Source organism: uncultured Olegusella sp. (genome assembly GCF_947253395.1).
Lineage (GTDB): Bacteria > Actinomycetota > Coriobacteriia > Coriobacteriales > Atopobiaceae > Olegusella.
Map to the genome: position 1 here is coordinate 1 of NZ_CAMXYY010000042.1, position 12,928 is coordinate 12,928.

General features: G+C 46.6%; 23 protein-coding genes. 19 read left to right on the forward strand and 4 right to left on the reverse strand.

The window, feature by feature from the left end; genetic code table 11:
• Positions 1-98: 98 nt before the first annotated feature.
• The 3 genes from Q0X25_RS04855 to Q0X25_RS04865 form a co-directional block, all read right to left on the reverse strand.
• Positions 99-1,253: a site-specific integrase gene (locus Q0X25_RS04855; RefSeq protein WP_298579366.1), complete on the reverse strand. Its 1,155-nt coding sequence runs from the start codon at positions 1,251-1,253 to the stop codon at positions 99-101.
• 83 nt (positions 1,254-1,336) lie between these two features.
• The gene (locus Q0X25_RS04860; protein ID WP_298579368.1) at positions 1,337-2,272 is read right to left on the reverse strand and encodes a hypothetical protein; all 936 of its coding nucleotides are present in this window, start codon (positions 2,270-2,272) and stop codon (positions 1,337-1,339) included.
• Positions 2,273-2,345: 73 nt separating this feature from the next.
• A complete protein-coding gene (locus Q0X25_RS04865) occupies positions 2,346-2,993 on the reverse strand; it encodes a LexA family transcriptional regulator (protein WP_298579370.1) in 648 nt (215 codons plus the stop codon).
• 141 nt (positions 2,994-3,134) lie between these two features.
• Between Q0X25_RS04865 and Q0X25_RS04870 the strand changes: the two genes are divergently transcribed.
• From Q0X25_RS04870 to Q0X25_RS04880, 3 genes are all read left to right on the forward strand, one after another.
• Positions 3,135-3,362, forward strand: a complete 228-nt coding sequence (locus tag Q0X25_RS04870) for a helix-turn-helix domain-containing protein (protein ID WP_298579373.1) — start codon at positions 3,135-3,137, stop codon at positions 3,360-3,362.
• 220 nt (positions 3,363-3,582) lie between these two features.
• Positions 3,583-3,753, forward strand: coding sequence for a hypothetical protein (locus Q0X25_RS04875; protein WP_298579375.1), 171 nt, complete (start codon positions 3,583-3,585; stop codon positions 3,751-3,753).
• Positions 3,754-3,956: 203 nt separating this feature from the next.
• A complete protein-coding gene (locus tag Q0X25_RS04880; protein WP_298579376.1) occupies positions 3,957-4,127 on the forward strand; it encodes a hypothetical protein in 171 nt (56 codons plus the stop codon).
• Here the strand turns inward: Q0X25_RS04880 and Q0X25_RS04885 are convergent.
• Positions 4,124-4,300 carry a hypothetical protein gene (locus tag Q0X25_RS04885; RefSeq protein WP_298579379.1) on the reverse strand — a complete coding sequence of 59 codons (177 nt, stop codon included), beginning with the start codon at positions 4,298-4,300 and terminating at the stop codon, positions 4,124-4,126. The two genes, Q0X25_RS04880 and Q0X25_RS04885, sit on opposite strands and share 4 nt — an antisense overlap.
• 129 nt (positions 4,301-4,429) lie before the next feature.
• Here Q0X25_RS04885 and Q0X25_RS04890 point away from each other — a divergent pair, with 129 nt between their 5' ends.
• The 16 genes from Q0X25_RS04890 to Q0X25_RS04960 all read left to right on the forward strand — a co-directional run.
• Positions 4,430-5,257, forward strand: coding sequence for a phage antirepressor KilAC domain-containing protein (locus Q0X25_RS04890; protein WP_298579381.1), 828 nt, complete (start codon positions 4,430-4,432; stop codon positions 5,255-5,257).
• Positions 5,250-5,471, forward strand: coding sequence for a hypothetical protein (locus Q0X25_RS04895; protein WP_298579383.1), 222 nt, complete (start codon positions 5,250-5,252; stop codon positions 5,469-5,471). The genes Q0X25_RS04890 and Q0X25_RS04895 overlap by 8 nt, the downstream gene beginning before the upstream one ends.
• Positions 5,468-5,689 (forward strand): excisionase, encoded by a 222-nt coding sequence (locus Q0X25_RS04900; RefSeq protein ID WP_298579386.1) that lies wholly within the window; start codon positions 5,468-5,470, stop codon positions 5,687-5,689. The genes Q0X25_RS04895 and Q0X25_RS04900 overlap by 4 nt, the downstream gene beginning before the upstream one ends.
• Positions 5,673-6,980 (forward strand): AAA family ATPase, encoded by a 1,308-nt coding sequence (locus Q0X25_RS04905; RefSeq protein ID WP_298579388.1) that lies wholly within the window; start codon positions 5,673-5,675, stop codon positions 6,978-6,980. Before Q0X25_RS04900 ends, Q0X25_RS04905 begins: the two co-directional genes overlap by 17 nt.
• Before the next feature lie 282 nt (positions 6,981-7,262).
• Positions 7,263-7,505 carry a hypothetical protein gene (locus Q0X25_RS04910; RefSeq protein WP_298579390.1) on the forward strand — a complete coding sequence of 81 codons (243 nt, stop codon included), beginning with the start codon at positions 7,263-7,265 and terminating at the stop codon, positions 7,503-7,505.
• Positions 7,505-7,993 carry a RusA family crossover junction endodeoxyribonuclease gene (locus tag Q0X25_RS04915; RefSeq protein ID WP_298579392.1) on the forward strand — a complete coding sequence of 163 codons (489 nt, stop codon included), beginning with the start codon at positions 7,505-7,507 and terminating at the stop codon, positions 7,991-7,993. Before Q0X25_RS04910 ends, Q0X25_RS04915 begins: the two co-directional genes overlap by 1 nt.
• A complete protein-coding gene (locus tag Q0X25_RS04920; protein WP_298579394.1) occupies positions 7,968-8,963 on the forward strand; it encodes a YqaJ viral recombinase family protein in 996 nt (331 codons plus the stop codon). Before Q0X25_RS04915 ends, Q0X25_RS04920 begins: the two co-directional genes overlap by 26 nt.
• Positions 8,963-9,844, forward strand: a complete 882-nt coding sequence (locus Q0X25_RS04925) for a recombinase RecT (RefSeq protein WP_298579396.1) — start codon at positions 8,963-8,965, stop codon at positions 9,842-9,844. Before Q0X25_RS04920 ends, Q0X25_RS04925 begins: the two co-directional genes overlap by 1 nt.
• A 64-nt stretch (positions 9,845-9,908) precedes the next feature.
• Complete coding sequence (gene mihF, locus Q0X25_RS04930) at positions 9,909-10,223, forward strand: integration host factor, actinobacterial type (RefSeq protein WP_298579398.1); 315 nt, start codon at positions 9,909-9,911, stop codon at positions 10,221-10,223.
• A gap of 1 nt (position 10,224) precedes the next feature.
• Complete coding sequence (locus tag Q0X25_RS04935) at positions 10,225-10,722, forward strand: single-stranded DNA-binding protein (protein WP_298579401.1); 498 nt, start codon at positions 10,225-10,227, stop codon at positions 10,720-10,722.
• 11 nt (positions 10,723-10,733) lie between these two features.
• Positions 10,734-11,159, forward strand: coding sequence for a hypothetical protein (locus tag Q0X25_RS04940; RefSeq protein ID WP_298579403.1), 426 nt, complete (start codon positions 10,734-10,736; stop codon positions 11,157-11,159).
• Positions 11,156-11,680, forward strand: coding sequence for a hypothetical protein (locus Q0X25_RS04945; protein ID WP_298579405.1), 525 nt, complete (start codon positions 11,156-11,158; stop codon positions 11,678-11,680). The genes Q0X25_RS04940 and Q0X25_RS04945 overlap by 4 nt, the downstream gene beginning before the upstream one ends.
• Positions 11,673-12,005, forward strand: coding sequence for a zinc ribbon domain-containing protein (locus Q0X25_RS04950; protein WP_298579407.1), 333 nt, complete (start codon positions 11,673-11,675; stop codon positions 12,003-12,005). The genes Q0X25_RS04945 and Q0X25_RS04950 overlap by 8 nt, the downstream gene beginning before the upstream one ends.
• A complete protein-coding gene (locus tag Q0X25_RS08525) occupies positions 11,998-12,210 on the forward strand; it encodes a Lar family restriction alleviation protein (protein WP_367270374.1) in 213 nt (70 codons plus the stop codon). Before Q0X25_RS04950 ends, Q0X25_RS08525 begins: the two co-directional genes overlap by 8 nt.
• Positions 12,200-12,652 carry a hypothetical protein gene (locus Q0X25_RS04955; RefSeq protein ID WP_298579409.1) on the forward strand — a complete coding sequence of 151 codons (453 nt, stop codon included), beginning with the start codon at positions 12,200-12,202 and terminating at the stop codon, positions 12,650-12,652. The genes Q0X25_RS08525 and Q0X25_RS04955 overlap by 11 nt, the downstream gene beginning before the upstream one ends.
• 61 nt (positions 12,653-12,713) lie before the next feature.
• Positions 12,714-12,928, forward strand: a 215-nt coding sequence (locus tag Q0X25_RS04960) for a Lin1244/Lin1753 domain-containing protein (RefSeq protein WP_298579411.1), incomplete at its 3' end; no start/stop codon positions are given.

A 12,928-nucleotide genomic window follows, 5' to 3' on the forward strand; every position in this document is an offset into this window, starting at 1 on the left:
GGAAACACTGATAGGAGCCTGAAACGTCATGGTGGAGGCGCGGAGAATCGAACTCTAAGAAATTTAGCCATCTACCAGCTAATCTATTGATTCATGTGTTACGAATGCGTCATTATCAATTTTTCATTAAGTGGACTGGAGAATATGCTGTGTACGCTACGCTCCAAGTCTGCATGACTGGGTCGCACATAGCGTTTGAACGTTGTCATGATATTTGAGTGACCAAGCAGCCGTGACAAGTCCTCAATATTCCCACCTGCATGAAGATAGCTAGTAGCGTATGAGTGGCGACAATTTTCAACGGTTATAGATGGTACGACACGGCTTGTTTCATTACACCAGCGTAAAAACCGTTCCCACCTATGCCGCGCAGTTGATGGCGAAACTCTTTTATTAGTAACGCCTTGCAAGACGGCACCCACGTTGTTTGTACTGTTGTGATCGCGATAATCTTTCAACATTGCGCACACTTCTTCTGGAATAGGCAATACACGCTCTGATAGCTCTGTTTTAGGTGCTTTAAGGTCATTGCTGCCCTCACGCGCAGACACGGGCAAATAGGCTCTTCTTATGGCGCATATCTTGCGTTCAAAATCTATATCTTGCCAATCTAGACCATAGCGTTCTTCTGGACGCAAGCCCATAAGCAAACCGAGCACGCCTAGGATGCGGCAAAAACCACCATCTACAACTGAATAATCAGAAAGCGCTTGCAGAAGCGGCTTCATATCCTCAAATGTGGTAATCACAAGCCCGTTATCACGCTTTTTACCAGCAGGTGGCATGTTGTATGCTGCAAAGGCTGGATTAGAGGTAATAAGTCCGTCACCTACAGCCTGATTGAGGACTGTTTTGAGCACGCCTAACGCTTTTTTTGCAACACATCTTGTTTCGCAGCTATCTACCATGCGCTGCACCATCGGGCGGTTAATGTCGCGTATGTCTATGTTTTCAAACGCAGGACGCAAGCGCAAGCGCAACTCTTTTTCGTAGGTGTCACGCGTGGATGCAGTGAGCTTAGAAGTTGAAGCCCAATACCACTCGTCTACATATTGCCCAAACGTACAACGACCAGAACGGTTGCGCCTTGCATCGCGCAGCGCTATCAACTTTGCCTGCTCTATCTTTGCTTCGCGCGAACTGTAACACGTAACTTTTTTGCGGTCACGTTTGCCATTCAGGGTAAAGCCTATGTATTCGCTTACGTCATATACAGTTTTACCGCTTTTGAGCTTGCGCTTAGTGATGGACATGGGGCACCTACTTTATTTATATAGGAAAGGCGTTGTTACACGTGGAAACAGCGCCTTGCAAATTACTAAAGTAGCTAATAAAGCTATGAATTAATATCAATGCGCTCAGCATCTACAGCGGGGATTGTGATATTACCGCCCATTGTTGACTTATATGTGTATGTTCCAAGGCAATTACCGTAGAAAGTTACTTGGTCATCTTCCAAGATGTGCGTATTCCCCATGATGCTTTGTTTGTAAACAACAAGCACGACGTCATCATAGCTCCCGCTGGTAGCAACTCGAAGGGTTACGCTCTCGTCGTCTCCCTCTATAACCTGTAGAACCTCTCCGCTAAATTTAACTTTCTTGCCTATGTATTTATCTGGTGTGCGCGCGATTGATTTATAAGGAACTGATTCATAATCTTCTGGCTTTAAAACTTTCTCAAGATGGTCAATTGCTCCATTTAGATTAGCAGTTTCTGTATCAACAGCGCTCTGACGTACGTCCTGTTCAGCAACGGTTTTAGCGCTTTCAATCGCGTCTTGCAAATCGCCCCAAGTCTCAGCGGTGTAATCCTCCTTTTTTAGTGACGATGCTTTCTCGATTGTTTTGTTTAGCTCGTCTTTGTCGGCAGACTTGTATTTGAGTTCATCAAGCACATAGTCTAATTTGCTTTTCGCTGTATCTACGTCAGCTTGCGTTGCATTCTCATCGTTAAAAACCGCCTTGGCTTCCTTTAAAGCTTCTTGTAAATCTTTCTGACTATCTAACTCAAGTTCGTCTGGGTCTTCTGATTCAGCGCGGTCGATGGAATTCTCTAACCATATCTTTTTTACGGACGCTTCAGTTCCCTCAGTTTTTGCGCTTGTGTTTGTTGTAGGTGAACTTGTTGAACCGCTGTTACCATTTTGCACGAGTGCCACTATAACAATAACCGTTACAAGTAAGCCAACTGTCAGCAGTATGCGATGCTCTTTTATCCACGACATTAAACCCGCTTCTGTGTCTGATGCCTCTGTTTTCTTTTCTTCCATCTTTCCAATCCTTTCTAAAATTCCCAATCCCAAGGCACGCAGTACCACACCACGCGTCCTATCACCCGAATTGCTACGCTCTCCATCCGTCAGGGGCAGTAAAGCTCACTACGCGTCCTATAGCGTGGAATGATGGTGCGTCTGGGTCGCTTTGGTCTATCACACGAGGACGGTATTCAGCGTCATAGCTTTCTGGATATAGCGTCACTATCCCGCTGTCGTACTCAACACGCTTTATTGTGGCGTCATCACCATTTACAAATACTGCCGCTACATCGCCGTCTCTAACCTCAGCATCTGGGTCAATGAGCACGAGCGAGCCTTCTGGGAACAGACGGTTCATGGAGTTTCCTGCCACCACGAGCCAGAAGCAACGGGAACGTCTATCAACAAGCGTTGCGGGGGTGTCATGAGTCTCATCTGATACAGCCAACGCTTCGCGTGGCGTACCTGCTGCAATGCGCCCCAATACGGGGACGGGGGTAGTATCGACGGGGCGAGCAGTGATAATGTGACAGTTTGCATATTTACTACCGAGCAAATCATCAGTAGTAGTTCTGTAAAGATTTGCTAATTGGATTATCGAGCTAATATCAGGCTCATTTATTCCCTGCTCCCAGCGCCTAATTGTTCCTAAAGGAATTCCTGATGCATCAGCGGCATCTTGTTGCGTCATTCCAACGCGCTGTCTAGCTGCTTTAAGCCTTGTTTTATCAGACATCTACCCACCCCCCGATTAGTCGTTGTGTATATGTAATCACAAACCGAGTAAAAAAAGAAGATTTTCGCTAGACAGTAATCGGAAAACGTGTAGTATATAACTCAAGTAATCGGAAAACGATTAGTTGGGAGGTGATTAATTGTGATTAGCAACATCCGTGGGGAACGTGGGCGATTTGGTTTTTCTCAAGGCGACCTTGCAAGACGCCTAGACGTTTCTGAATCTCTCGTTCGCAGCTGGGAATCTGGAAAGACTAAGCCCTCAGGAACTGTTCTTCTGAACATGTCTGAGATGTTTGATTGTACGACAGATTATTTGCTCGGGCTGTCCGACGAACGCATGGGGCACATGAAGCAGCCCACCCACTAACCACCAACAACAACCTGTACCACCCACCATCACTAGATGGCTAGTACCACTTTGCAAAATTTTGTTCTTTGAAAACCGAATTGCGGAATGTCTCTCCGAAGGCTTTAAGCATGTACAGCCGTGACGCTTGCGAGCGTGTGGGCTGGAGCTAGGTAAAGGGGCAAATGTTTTATTAGGCACTTCAAGCTTTTAATCTCATTGCTCAGGAAAGGTACTCATCATGGACGAAAAGCGTATACAAACCGTTGAGTTGCAAGTAAAGGCTAGCGGTCTAGACGATATTGAGAAGCAGCTAAAACGTATTCGCAAGCTTGCAAAAAAGACCTCACGCGAGCTAGATAAGGTGCGCGGCATAAATGCGCAGCATAAAGCATCAATGAAGGCGTACTGATGCACTGTTATACAGACGCAGAGTTATTCTGGTTGATAGTGAACACTATCCTTTTAACATCATGCTTAATTACTTTGATAGTAAACATTTTCAAAAGATAAATAAGAACTACAGCGGACGCCTATAAATCGTCATGGATTAGGCGCCTTTGTATTACTAGATAAAACCGAATGGGTCATTTGGAGCGGCAGAACGGAGTTGCCGTGGATAAAACAGAGCCTAATCTTACGAATAGCGAGAAAGAAGAATTAAAAAAGAATCTTCTTGAATTTGTATCATCTGTTACGACGAAACAAATCAAACACCAATCTATCAGCAAGGTAGAGCTTGATGCAATGGTTAGTGTTGTTCAAATTCTCGTTTCAAGCTTTTAATCTTCTATTTCAGCTTCCGCATGAAGCTCCGCGAGCTTTCTATAGAGAGCTTCAACAAAACCAGCGACCTTATCTTGATGGTTAATGGGCGGCACGTTGCTACTTGATTCAATAGCTGCCTTAGTAAGCTCTACCGCTTCTTTGAGTGCGGTCTCCTTATTGCTTGCAAACATTTTTCCTCATTTCAAAGATTATTGCCGCTCCAAATGACTTATTCGGGATTATCGCATTTCACAACTAATAAAAAATGCCCTCCACGTGCAGCAACACGTAAAGGGCGTGCCCTGAAAGGACAAAGAAACATGGAAATTATACCTCAAGTATTTAGCAATTCAGAGTTTGGCGACATCCGCGTTATCAAGGGCGATGGCGGCGAACCGCTTTTTATTGCAAATGACATATGCAAGTTCTTTGGCGTCATGAATAAAAACCGAGTATTGCAACAGCTTGACGATGATGAAAAGGGGGGTACGCAAATTGAAACCCCTGGCGGCAAGCAAACAATGACGCACTTAACAGAAGCAGGGCTATACCACTTCTTATTTATTATTCAGCCTTCAAAAGCACGCGGAATCCCCCAAGAGGAGATTGACGCTAAGTGCAGGCTTGTAAATCGCTATAAGCGCTGGGTGACACACGAAGTCCTACCCTCAATCCGTAAGCACGGTGCATATGCCACCCCACAGACGATTGAAAGCATTATCGCAGACCCGCGCAACGGGATTAAATTGCTTGAAGCGCTAGCAGCAGAGCAGGATAAGAACAAAGCTTTGCAAGCAGAAAACGCCGCTATGCAGCCTAAAGCTTTCTTTGCAGATGCAGTCACACAATCAAAAACATCTGTGCTTGTCGGCGTGCTCGCAAAGCTACTCAAGCAGAACGGATATGAAACAGGGCAAAACCGACTGTTTAAGACGCTATGCAATGACGGCTATCTAATCGGTACTAAAGGGCGCAACTATCACATGCCAACACAGCGTTCTGTAGAGATGGGCTTGTTTGAGGTTAAAGAGAGCACTCGTACGCATTCAGACGGTCATACCTCGATTGACCGAACAACCCTTGTAACAGGCAAAGGTCAAGTCTACTTTATCAACCGCTATTGTGAGCAGGTGATAACACATGCGTAAACACATCCGCTATTACGAAACGCCACGTTATCACTATAAAACTGAGCGCGACAACACGGTTAGAACAGCTTTAATTATTGTCGTTGCAATACTTGCATTTGAGCTGTTGTATGACCTAACAGCGTGGCTTTATACAGGTATCGCCTTGGGCTTTAGTCACGCCTACCTACCATGGTACGCAAGCAGCGTTATGAGCCTAGTAGGTGTGCTATGAGTGGCGACAAGATTAACGCCTACCCGCTTTATCTCACGCAGAAGGAAGCGGCAGCATACGCAGGCATAGGCGAACGTGCCATCGCTGAATTTGTAAACAGTCAAAATCCGCCCCCGCTACTAATCATAGGTACGCGCAAGTACATACAGCGCGATGGGCTATCTGACTATCTGAAAGAAAAACAAACATGGAGGTTTAAACATGAGCGTAAAAATTAACTCACTAGAACTTGAAAACATTAAGCGCGTGCAGGCTGTGCAGCTTGAGCCTACAAAAGATGGTCTAACCGTTATAGGCGGAAGAAACGGGCAAGGTAAAACCAGTGTGCTCGATGCTATCACATGGGCTTTGGGTGGCGGCAAGTATAAGCCAGACAATCCAAACCGCGAAGGCGCTAATACACCAGCAAAGCTTAAAGTAGAACTTGATAACGGCATTATTGTTGAGCGCCAAGGTAAATCAGGTACTCTCCGCGTTACTGATGTTAACGGCGGAAAGGGTGGACAAGCGCTTCTCGACGCATTTATTAGCCAACTCGCACTTGATCTACCACGTTTTATGATGGGTTCAGATGCAGATAAAGCAACGGCGTTACTGCAAACACTGGGAATTGATGAGGAACTATCTACCATAGACGAACAGATTCGCAGCACCTACCAAGATAGGCAGCTTGTGGGGCGAGATGCTAAATCCAAGCGTATGTACGCGGATAATTTGCCTTTTTATAATGGCGTGCCACATGCACCAGTAGTCGTGTCGGATTTAGTGCATAAGCAACAAGCCATTTTGGAGCAAAATAGCAAGAATCAAAGCTACAGGATGCAAGCAGCAGAGCTTGACCGCCAAGCAAGACAGGCAGAGGACGCAAAGATTACCGCCGAACAGCAGATTTGCGAGATTAAAAATCAGCTTGAAAAAGCGCAAGCCTACGCTGCACATGTAGCGGAACAGGCACAGAAAGCACGTGAGAACGCTAATTTGGCACTTAAACAGGCGCAAAGCCTAATCGACCAATCAACAGAGGAAATTGAAAACGAAATTGCTTCCGCTGAAATGACTAACAATCAAGTTCTAGCCAATAAAGCTAAGCAACAAGCTTTACAAGCAGCAGTTGACGCGGAGAACGAGTATACCGAGCTAACAAATAAGCTCGAAACACTGCGTAAAAGCAGGATTGCACTACTTGATAATTCACCGCTGCCATTAGCTGACTTGTCAATCAACGATGATGGAAAGCTTATCTATCGTGGGCAGACATGGGGAAGCATGAGCGGGTCTGAACAGCTCTGCGTAGCTACTGCAATTGTACGAGCAACTAAACCAGAGTGCGGATTTGTGCTAATTGATAAGCTAGAGCAGATGGACAGTCAAACTCTTAGCGAGTTTGGCGCGTGGGCTAAAAACCAAGGATTACAAGTTATCGGCACGCGCGTCGCGACGGATGATACATGCAACATCATTATTGAAGATGGGTGCGTAGCAGATAAGCCTGCAAGCCAGCAGATTTAGGTGATAAGCTATGCAATCACAGGAAGAAGTAGAACACATCTGCTACCAAGCAGAGTTAGACCGCGCAGAAAAGCACATGAACCAGCAGGAAGATGAGCCGAAAGAACACTATTGCGCGGCGTGCATGTGGTCAGTTTCATGCCACGGAATAAGAAGAGTGCCACAGCTTGTTTGTATGACGGCGGTCGAAGGCAGAATAATCAACGGGACTCTAGCAGGGTATCGCGGATGTGTATACGCAATGCCCATGAACACAACAGCAGAAGAAGAAGACTGTGACTTATGGGAGCCGTGGTGCTGATGCTGCCTAAGAGCAGCTACAACAGCTATGACGAGTACCTTAAAGACGGCAATCCACCTATTCCAAGCTACGAAAAATATAGAACCAAAAACGTATCGGCGACAGGAACGAAACACATTGTCGCCGATATTTGGTGCGCCCACGACCAAGCGCATGAAATTGCTGTCGAAGTTAATCGTCTTTTAGCTAAATACAACACAAAACCAAGATGGAGGGAGGTTTAGTGGGAGTTTTGAGCTTTGAGCCGTCTATCACGTTTGAAGTACCGTTTGTTTTCCCACTTAAAAGGTCGAGGTGGACTCCAAAACCATATCCACATGAGTACGACCCACCAAGCAATCGCAAATACAAAAAGCTCATTGCAGCGGCATATCGTAACAAGTGTAAAGAGCTGGGCATTTACGAAAAAGTGCCGAAACCGAACGAAGTCTTTTTGTATATCACCATTTACAGCCCACTACCAAAAAGCAGACCTAAGCGCATTGAATCAGAGCCGTTTACCGTTGGTTTTGACGGTGATAACTGCTTAAAAGGCGTTGCGGACGCGCTTAATAACGTTGCATGGGATGACGATACGCAAGTGACTGTTTGGTATGCACGAAAAGCACCGAGAACACGCGATATAGAAGAAAAAACAGTAATCGAAATTGCCAGCCCTTATCGATGGGCTGCGGAAAGGGGAATAAGTGTCTCAAGCACAAGCCGCCTATAAAACATGGAAGAAGTACGGTTTTGACGTTGATTTTAGTGCTGTTAAGTGTGAAACAGAGCAGGATTGGCACGACCTGCGAGCTAAAGGCATCGGCGGAAGTGATGTTGCTGCAATTATGGGCATCTCACCATGGTCAACACCGTTGCAGGTGTGGCTACAAAAAACGGGGCGTGAGCAGCCACAAGACCTATCAGACAATGAATTTGTTTACTGGGGAACCGTGCTAGAGGAAAAAGTAGCGGATAAATTCGCCGACGAGCACCCCGATATGACAATTAAGCAGGTAAAAGCAACGCTTATTGACCGCCTACAGCCATATATGCACGCAAACCTCGACCGCATGGTAATACAGGCGGACGACACGCCAGCAGTACTTGAAATTAAGACTGCAAGCGCAAGAAAGACGGATGAATGGGAGGAAGGCGTTCCCGCCTACTATCTCACGCAAGTAACCGCCTATCTCGCCATTACAGGCTGGAAACGCGCCTATGTTGCGTGTCTTGTCGGTGGAAATCATTACGTAGAGCACATAGTAGAGCGTGATGAAGAGGACGTTTTAGCAGTACGTACCGCTTGCGAAAAGTTCTGGGAAGGCTTTGTTAAAGCCGACATTATGCCTGAAATTACGAGCAGTGACCAACAAGCCTATGCAGAGCTAACCACGCCTAATTCTGGGGACTTTATTACTCCAAGTGATAAAGATACCGCGGATGCAGCAATCGATGCTTATTTGAGTGCTTGTAGCGTCTTAAAAGCGGCTGAACACCAGAAGAAGGAAGCTGCAACAACGCTCATGTCAATCATTGGCAGCAGTAAAGGAATCATAACTGATATTGCACGTGTCACATGGATCAGAAGTACCAGCTCAAAGCTTGACCAGAAGCGCTTAGAAGCAGAGCACCCCGAATTAGTAAAGCAATACCAGCAGTCATATGTACGCAATGGCGGAATTAGAGTAAAGGAGTTTTAATGGGACAGTTAGCACAGGTAGCACAAAACAACCAGCTTACACACGCTCGACCCGATGACAACATCAGGCGTTTGTTGGCGAACAACTGGGACAAGATTTCAGCAGTCATGCCTAAGCATATGAGCAGTGAGCGCCTATTTCAGCTTGCCGTATCGTCAATTAACCAAACGCCAAAGCTTGCAGAATGTGATGCAATGAGCCTTTGTTCGTGCGTCATGAAATGCAGCGCTTTAGGTCTTGAGCCATCAGCAGTTGACGGCTTGGGCATGGCATACGTTTTGCCCTACCGCAACCATGGGAAGATGCAAGCACAGTTTATTTTGGGCTACAAAGGCATCATTGAGCTTTGCCGCCGTTCTGGCCAGCTTAAAAGCATCCACGCACAGGCAGTCTATGAGGGTGACGAATACACGCACTGGGAAGATGAAGGAGGTCAGCACTTTAAGTTTGTCGCCAATAAAGATGCTGAGCACACAGAAAGCAAGCTTACAGACGTTTACATGTGCGCACAGCTTATGGGTGGCGGTTTTGTCTTTGAGACAATGACCAAAAAAGAGGTTGACGCTATTCGCAAGCGTTCTAAAGCTGCAAGCTCTGGTTTTAGTCCATGGAGCACTGATTATGAAGCAATGGCGCTCAAAACCGTCATTCGCCACGCAGCTAAATATCTGCCCGTATCGGTGGAAGCAAAAACCGCCGTTGCAGAAGACGAAAACACGCCAGATTACAGTGGAATTTTTAAGCCAGTCATTGTAGATGCAGATGGCGTGATTCAGGAGCCACAAGAAGCCGCTGTAGCCGCCGAAACCCCTTATATCAGTCACGAATCCAAAGATGTTCCAGAAGAAGCAGAACTGTACGAAACAGACCAAGAATTCTAATCATTTTTTATGTAATTAGGCATGTATAGAAATGTGCCAAATATACGACTGTAAGGAGTCAAAAATGAGCCTTCCAACACTTACTGATGAGCAACGCCGAGAAGCCATGAAAAAGGCAGTTGCAGCCCGACAAGAACGCGCGGAGCTACTGAAAAGCATTAAAGCAGGTAAAACCACAATCAAAGACGTTTTTGAGATGGCAGATAGTGGCTCAAAAATTGCCAAGCGTATGAAGGTTTACCAGCTACTACAGGCGTTGCCTAACTGGGGAAAAGCTAAAACTAGCAAGTGGATGGATGACAACTGCATCAAGGGCATGAAGCGCATTGGTGGCTTAGGCAAGAACCAGCGTGAGAATCTCTTGAAAATTGGTGAGTAGCATGAGCGACATCAACACCGTGGTGCTCACAGGAAATCTCACACGCGACCCTGAACTAAAGGCAGCGCAAAGCGGCGCGTCAGTGCTCAAGTTTAGCATTGCAAGCAACAGGAGCGTTAAACAGCAGAACGGTAGCTACAGTGACGTGCCAAACTTCATCGACTGCACCATCTTTGGAGCGCGAGCACAGTCACTATCAAGCATCCTTGCCAAAGGCATGAAAGTGACCATTGAAGGCGAGTTGCGCTATTCGTCTTGGACGGACAAAGACGGAAATAAGCGCTCAAAGCTTGAAGTTGTGGCACACAACATCGTATTGCCACCACGAAAAAGCCAGCCTGCATCCGCCCAACCATACGCGCAGAGCAAGCCAGCCCCAGCACAGCAGACGCAAACATACCAACAGGAACAAATGCCCACTTATGCATCTGCTGCTGCCTATAACGCGCCACAGCAAGCACCAGCACCAGACGTATATGACGAGGATATCCCATTTTAGTGAGGTAGAGCATGGACAAGAACATCATTGGACTCAACATTGACGAGTCAATCATTAAAAGCGCAGTAGTTGAGACTACTAAAGCGGCAATTTTAGCAAGCATGAGCGATAACGGACTTGCAGAGCAGCTGGTACATGAGGTGCTAAGTATCAAGGTCGATAAGGACGGCAAGATAGCAACAAGCTCGTGGGGGCGCGAAAGCGGCATAACGTACCTCGAGTACATTGTTAAAAAGGCCATCCAAGATGAAGCAAAATCTGCACTTAAAGAAGCCCTCGAGGAAAATCGCCCAGCGCTTAAGGAGGCGATTAAGCGCGAACTTGAAAAGGATAGCACACGTAATGAAATGATAAACAATTTTATGAGCTCGATGATAGAAACCATCTCGTATGGCTACTGCACGACCGTAAATGTTCAATTTGAGGAGCAAAAATGACACCAAAAATCACACCTAAGCAATTGCGCAAATACGCGGATATGTATGAAAATAACCCATCATACGACCGAGCTCGCATCATGGAAGATATTGGAATCAAAGCCAAAGCAGACGGCGAGGAGTATCTATACCCTACGAGCGCCATCCTTGAAGCTATCGCCGACAGCATTGAGCGGCACTATGTCGAGCTGCCGACTGACAAAGACGGCAAGCAAATCTATATCAACTCTACTGTCTACGATAAAGACGGCAATATCTACCATGTGCAGGGATTATCAAGCGGTAAATTCAACTTGATGCTCTCAAAGTCTAACGAGGGCAAAGAGCTTGCAAAGCTGTATCGCTCAAGCGATTTCACCATAACCAAGCCAGATAGCTGGGAGTGCATTATCCAAGATGCCTTTAATACGGGCATGGATTTTATCGCCGAAGACGGCGAAGAGCTAATGCTAAAACATGGCTGCTCAAAAGATGAGCTCGTTGCTCGTTGCCGCAAATTGGCAGGTGAGGCAAATGAGTAAGCCTACAGATGCAGAGCGTAAAGAGGTAGCCGAAAACCTGCGCAAGAACGCCGACGCTCACAAAGACATGCCGTTGCTATTAAACGTGGCGTTTGCGGCATTTGGTGATGATGCCCGCGACCTCATGGAAGAGACGGTTACATCTCAAATGGCAGCGCACAGACTAGCCGATCTGATAGACCCTGTGTGCGAACCCGTAGTTGAGCTAGAGGATGATTATTTCACCCTAAAAAGTGTCAAATGCTCAGCTTGCGGCGAGGACATGCCGCTTGAGTGCCGATATTGCCCCAATTGCGGAGCTAGGGTGGTGAGCTGCAATGACTAGCCTTAAGCCCTGCCCCTTTTGCGGTGGCACCACACAGCGCGTAAAAAGCTCTGGTCGCTGGGGGTGGTTCGTATCGTGCTCATGCGCAGCTGTAGGGCCATCCGCTATAACCAAAGAACTTGCAATTGAGCGTTGGAATACGCGCACAGAACCGATGCAGCAAACACTTTTTGGCGAGAAAAAGGATTACCACCATGAAAATTAAATCAGCTTACAAGAAATTTGAGTGCAGCGGTGGTGTAGGAAAGCTGCAATTTGAAGTCACACCAACCGCAAAAGACGCAGGAGAGCTATCGCGCTTGCAGCTACTGAGCATGCCTGTTGAACTGAGCATCGAGCCCATTCAGGATGAATTGCCGTTTGAAGAGCAAGAAAACAAGGCGATGGAAGCGCAAAACTGCACCATTTATGAGCTACCAGGCACTCAAGTAGTGTCTATTACATCTGATGTTGTTGTACTCGATGGGGTGCCAAATCTTGACGCGGTAGCGCAACTTATCAGCAAGGTTTTAGGACATGCGGATTGCTATATCGATGCTTATTGCGATGATTACGGACTTACGCGCAAAGAATTTTTCGATATATGGCATAAAGTTCAAGCATTTCTTGAGCACAAAGCCCATGAGAACACGCCAATTGAAGAATAGAAATGCAGGCCAGAGCTTTATTGCGCGATGAAGTGAACGAAGTGATAGGGGGTGTGGGCAAGTGGCTGTGACGGCCCAGGACGTTGAAGTAGCAGCGGCAGAACCGCTTGCCTACTTTTCGCACGATGCAGATGCGGCAAGCGATATCAAGTGCCGCAAGCTGCTCAGACGTCGCGGGGTCGCTGGTTATGGGCGCTGGTGGCTGCTTTGCGAGCATATGGCAAAGGCGAGCGGCCACAGTATCCAAATCAGTGAGGAAGAATATGCTGAAATACT